4 protein-coding genes and 2 tRNA genes are annotated in these 4,720 nt (G+C 42.6%); 5 read left to right on the top strand and 1 reads right to left on the bottom strand.

Features of this window, described 5'->3' with window-relative positions; all coding sequences use genetic code 11:
• The 3 genes from murA to QZ019_RS09260 form a co-directional block, all read left to right on the top strand.
• Positions 1-1,212: UDP-N-acetylglucosamine 1-carboxyvinyltransferase (gene murA, locus QZ019_RS09270; RefSeq protein ID WP_295484479.1), on the top strand; the 1,212-nt coding region annotated here is incomplete at its 5' end.
• The gene (gene murB / locus QZ019_RS09265; RefSeq protein WP_295484477.1) at positions 1,205-2,200 is read left to right on the top strand and encodes a UDP-N-acetylmuramate dehydrogenase; all 996 of its coding nucleotides are present in this window, start codon (positions 1,205-1,207) and stop codon (positions 2,198-2,200) included. The genes murA and murB, both read left to right, overlap by 8 nt.
• Positions 2,185-3,144, top strand: a complete 960-nt coding sequence (locus QZ019_RS09260) for a biotin--[acetyl-CoA-carboxylase] ligase (protein ID WP_295484474.1) — start codon at positions 2,185-2,187, stop codon at positions 3,142-3,144. Before murB ends, QZ019_RS09260 begins: the two co-directional genes overlap by 16 nt.
• 2 nt (positions 3,145-3,146) lie before the next feature.
• Here QZ019_RS09260 and coaA read toward each other — a convergent pair whose 3' ends face one another.
• A complete protein-coding gene (coaA, locus tag QZ019_RS09255) occupies positions 3,147-4,094 on the bottom strand; it encodes a type I pantothenate kinase (RefSeq protein ID WP_295484471.1) in 948 nt (315 codons plus the stop codon).
• Positions 4,095-4,402: 308 nt separating this feature from the next.
• Between coaA and QZ019_RS09250 the strand changes: the two genes are divergently transcribed.
• Together QZ019_RS09250 and QZ019_RS09245 are read left to right on the top strand one after the other, a co-directional pair.
• Positions 4,403-4,487: transfer RNA gene (locus QZ019_RS09250), tRNA-Tyr, on the top strand.
• Between the two features lie 39 nt (positions 4,488-4,526).
• Positions 4,527-4,601 (top strand) — tRNA-Gly (locus QZ019_RS09245).
• Positions 4,602-4,720: the final 119 nt, after the last annotated feature.

Genomic DNA, 4,720 nt, shown 5'->3' with positions numbered 1-4,720 from the left:
GCAAAAAATGCGGCTCTTCCGATTTTGTTGTGCACGATGTTAACCGATGAAAAAATCGTGCTTAAGAATGTCCCCGATCTTAGAGACGTAAACACCAGTTTTAAGCTGCTTGAGATCTTAGGTAAAAAGTGTACCAAGATTGAAGAAGGCGTGTTTTCCGTAGAAGGCGCCGTTAGCTCAAACGTAGCTCCTTACGATTTAGTAAGAACCATGCGCGCCTCGATTATGGCTTTAGGTCCCTTGACCGCATTTTTAGGTGAGTCATCAGTTTCTTTGCCGGGCGGCTGCGCTATCGGTGCCCGCCCTGTGGATTTGCACATAAAGGGTCTGCAGGCGATGGGTGCTCAGATTGAACTTAATGAAGGTTACATTCACGCTGTAGCTCCTGCAGGCGGACGTTTGCGCGGCGCCAGAATTTTAATGGAAAAGGTTTCCGTAACCGGAACTGAAAACCTGATGATGGCAGCAGCGCTTGCTGACGGAACCACTGTTATTGAAAATGCCGCCCGCGAACCTGAAATCGTTGATTTGGCCGTATGTCTGCGCATGATGGGCGCTAAGGTGACAGGCGACGGCAGTGATAAGATCGTAATTGAAGGCGTAAAAAAACTTCATGGCGGTGAACACTCAATCGTAGCTGATCGTATTGAGGCGGGAACTTATCTTATTGCCGGTATGGCAACTCGCGGCCGCGTCATTTGCCGCAATACCAAGCCTGATGATTTAGATCCGGTTTTAGCTAAGCTGCGTCTTGCCGGCGCTTATGTAGAAATTGACGGCAACAGCATTTTGCTTGATATGACAAACCGCAGAATTAAGCCTGTTGATATTATTACCGCTCCTCATCCCGGTTTCCCGACCGATATGCAGGCTCAGTTTACCGTATTAAATGCTCTTGCCGAAGGCGAAAGCAAGGTTACTGAAACTATCTTTGAAAACCGCTTTATGCACATTCCTGAGTTAAACCGTATGGGAGCTCAGATTAAGATTGTAGGTAATACGGCATTTATTTCAGGACGTCCGATGCTAAAAGGGGCCCAAGTCATGGCGACCGATTTGCGCGCGTCTGCAAGCTTGGTAATTGCCGGATTGGTTGCTCAAGGAACTACCATAGTCGATCGCATTTATCATATGGATCGCGGCTATGAGCATATTGAACGCAAGATCCGCGGCTTAGGCGGTACTATTGAAAGAATCAAAGGCAATGTTTGATTTAGAAAAGCATAATACCTTTAAGATGAAAGTTAAGGCCAAAAACGGCCTTTTCATCAATACCGCTGAAGATTTAAACAAGGTAGATACCGATAAGTATCTGATTTTAGGATCAGGCTCTGATGTTTTGTTTGTTGATGATTATGAAGGCACTGTTCTTATTAACGCCATCAAATCTCTTGAAATAAAGCATGAAGGTAATTTTTATAAAGTAAGAGCTGGCGGCGGAATTCTTCTTGATTCTCTTATAAGTGAGCTTGTAGATAATGGCGCTTACGGACTTGAGAATTTGTCAGCCGTTCCCGGTACTGTCGGAGCGGCTCCTGTACAGAACGTCGGAGCTTACGGTGTGGAAGTAGGCGATTATATCGAGTCAGTGGAGTTTTTTGATTTACGCACTAAAGAATCCGGTAGACTTTTAAAGAAAGATTGCCTTTTTACGTATCGTCACTCAATTTTTAAAGAAGATATTGCCAAATCTTGGTTTATTACTTATGTAAATTTTTCTTTACCCGATACTTTTACGCCTAACTTTACGTATAAGGGAATTGAAGGAGAAGGTCTTTTTAGCGCTAAAGCGGTACGGGATAAGATTATTGCTTTGCGCAGCGCCAAGCTTCCTGATCCTAAATTTGTGGGTAATGCCGGCAGTTTCTTTAAAAATCCTATTGTTAATAAAGAGACCGTTGATGCGATTAAAGCTCAATATCAGGATGCTCCTGTCTATCCTTTTGAAAACGGTCTTTATAAATTAGCCGCAGGTTGGCTTATAGATAAAGCAGGTTGCCGCGGCATTACTAAGGATAACGCCGGGACATGGGAGCATCAGGCTTTGGTTCTGGTAAATCGCGGCGGAGCAAAGCCTAGTGAAATCATAGCGCTTGGTAAGTATATCTGTGCCAAGGTTAAAGAGAAGTTTGCGGTTGATTTATACCCTGAAGTAAGACTTATCGGTAAAGACGGGGAAGTTTTTTGGCAGGATCTGTAAAACTTTTAAAACTGGTTAAGCTCTTGTCGCTTGCTGAAAATCATTCTTTATCAAAAGAAGAATGCCTTAAGCATCTTTGCGTAACTGAAAATGAGTTTGAGTCTATTTGTTCTGATTTAAAATCGTTGGGACTTGGCGCTTGTGTAAGCGATGAAAAAATCAGTATCTTCCGTCCGTATGAACCTCTTGATGAGGATTTATTATTTAGAAAAAGCAAAGGAAAGGGACGAGTCTGCGTCCTTCCTGAAATCGACTCCACTAATTCCGAGATTTTAAGAAATATAGACTCTTATACTGACGGGGATGTTCTTCTTGCCGAAATTCAGACGGCAGGGCGAGGAAGACGCGGACGTAAATGGTCCTGCTCTCTTGGTTGTCAGGTTTTATTATCAAGTGCGGCATTTTTTGATCTGAGTCTTGAGTTAAGTGCACTACCTCTTGCGGTAGGGTTAAATGTTGCATGGGAACTTGAGAAGGCGGGATTTTCCGGAATAAAGGTAAAGTGGCCTAACGATCTGTATTTTGAGAACGCTAAAATTGCGGGTATTTTAATAGAAAGCATAGTGCGGCACGAAGACGTCGGTGCCGTCATCGGAATAGGCATGAATGTTTTTCCTTTTGAAGACAGTTCCTTAGATTTACAAAAAAGGAAAATTTTGTCGCTTTCTGACATAAATTCCCGTAAAGCGCAAAGAAATTTTGTGGCGTATACGCTTATAAGCGCTATTAGGCAGGCATGTTTTATTTATAGAGAAGAAGGTTTTGCTCCTTTTAGGGAAAAATGGTCGAGCTACGATTATTTATTTAATAAAAGAGTTTTGGTAAATGATGACGTTAATAAGATAAGCGGCATTTGCTCGGGAATTGATGATAACGGAGCTCTGCTTGTAAACGCAGACGGTACTATGCACTCCGTTAAAGCCGGACATGTTGAGTTTTTGTAAGATTATTTGCGTAAAAGAATACTTTCAATTTTATGCTCTGCGCCTTTTCTTAAAATTAAGTTGGCGCGATTGCGGCACGGCAGAATATTTTTTACCAGGTTGACATGATTTACCGCCTGCCAAATCATTTTGGCAAGACTAACCGCCTCCGATTCGGGCATGTGCGCATAACGGTGGAAATAGCAGGTCGGATCGTCAAAAGTGTTTTCCCTTAATTTTAAGAAACGGTCGACATACCATTTAATAAGATATTCTTCTTCGGCATCGACATAGATGGAAAAATCGATGAAATCGGAAATGAATACGCGGTTACGGATTTCAGGGTAGTCGGCGCCGTTTTGCAGGACGTTAACACCTTCAATTATAAGAATGTCGGGACGATCTACGATAGTAAACTTATCCGGCACGACATCGTAAGTAAGGTGCGAATAGACCGGGACTTTAAGATTGGGGATCCCGTCTTTTACCTGACATAAAAATTTCATCAAGCGCTTTACGTCATAAGAAACGGGAAAACCTTTCTGATTCATGATCCCGCGTCTTTCAAGTTCGGCGTTGGGGTACAAAAAACCGTCGGTGGTAATTAAAGAAACTTTAGGCTTGCTCGGCCAGGCCTTTAAAAGTTCATGCAAAAGTCTTGCAGTAGTAGTTTTGCCTACGGAAACCGAGCCTGAAATCGATACGATAAACGGTGCGCTTTCCATAGATTTGCCTAAAAACTGCTGAATTACAGTTGATCTATCGTGCCTTGAAATGTAATAAAGATAAATAAGCCTGGATAAAGGCAAATAGATATTACGCACGTCATCAAGGGAGATGCGGTCGTTAAAGGCAAGGCATCTTGAAATATCTTCTTCAGTTAATGTCAGACGGTCTGAAGAATGAGCAAAAGAAGCCCATTTTTGAGGTGAAAACTCAAAAAAAGGAGAAGATAAACTCGGATCTGACATTAAAAACTCCGCGCTTTAGTGTCCCAAAACGGCAAAAACCGGTACTTTAACGATATACCGAAGATTTCGGGCGCTATTTTAACATATCGGACAACAATGCTTTTACCAAAGGAAAATAACGAAGTACTTTTTTGGTATGGTACGGGAATTTTTCTATTCTCTATAAAGCTTTTAAGGCTTTTTTGCGAGAATTTTTAAAAAATTTAAAAAAAAGCTTGCAAAGGTTATTAAAACACCTTATCATGTGCACCGCTTCAGGAGATTTAACTCCAAATCTGAAGCGGTTGGTCCGGAGACGGGCTAGCATTGGAGGGGTTCCCGAGTGGCCAAAGGGAGCAGACTGTAAATCTGCCGGCTCTGCCTTCGAAGGTTCGAATCCTTCCCCCTCCACCATCCCACAAGTATCTCCGGTTTTATACTTCAAAAGATTTTGCGGGCATCGTATAATGGTTATTACCCAAGCCTTCCAAGCTTGTGATACGGGTTCGATTCCCGCTGCCCGCTCCAGCGTCTTCCATCTGTGAGCGTTTTTTCTATATCTGGTTCATAGGAATTTTAAAAAATGGCAAAGGAAAAGTATGTACGTTCTAAGCCCCACGTTAACGTAGGCACCATCGGTCACGTTG

The sequence above is a fragment of the uncultured Succinatimonas sp. genome (genome assembly GCF_905203285.1).
Lineage (GTDB): Bacteria > Pseudomonadota > Gammaproteobacteria > Enterobacterales > Succinivibrionaceae > Succinatimonas.
This window is presented reverse-complemented; position numbering and strand designations above follow the sequence as displayed.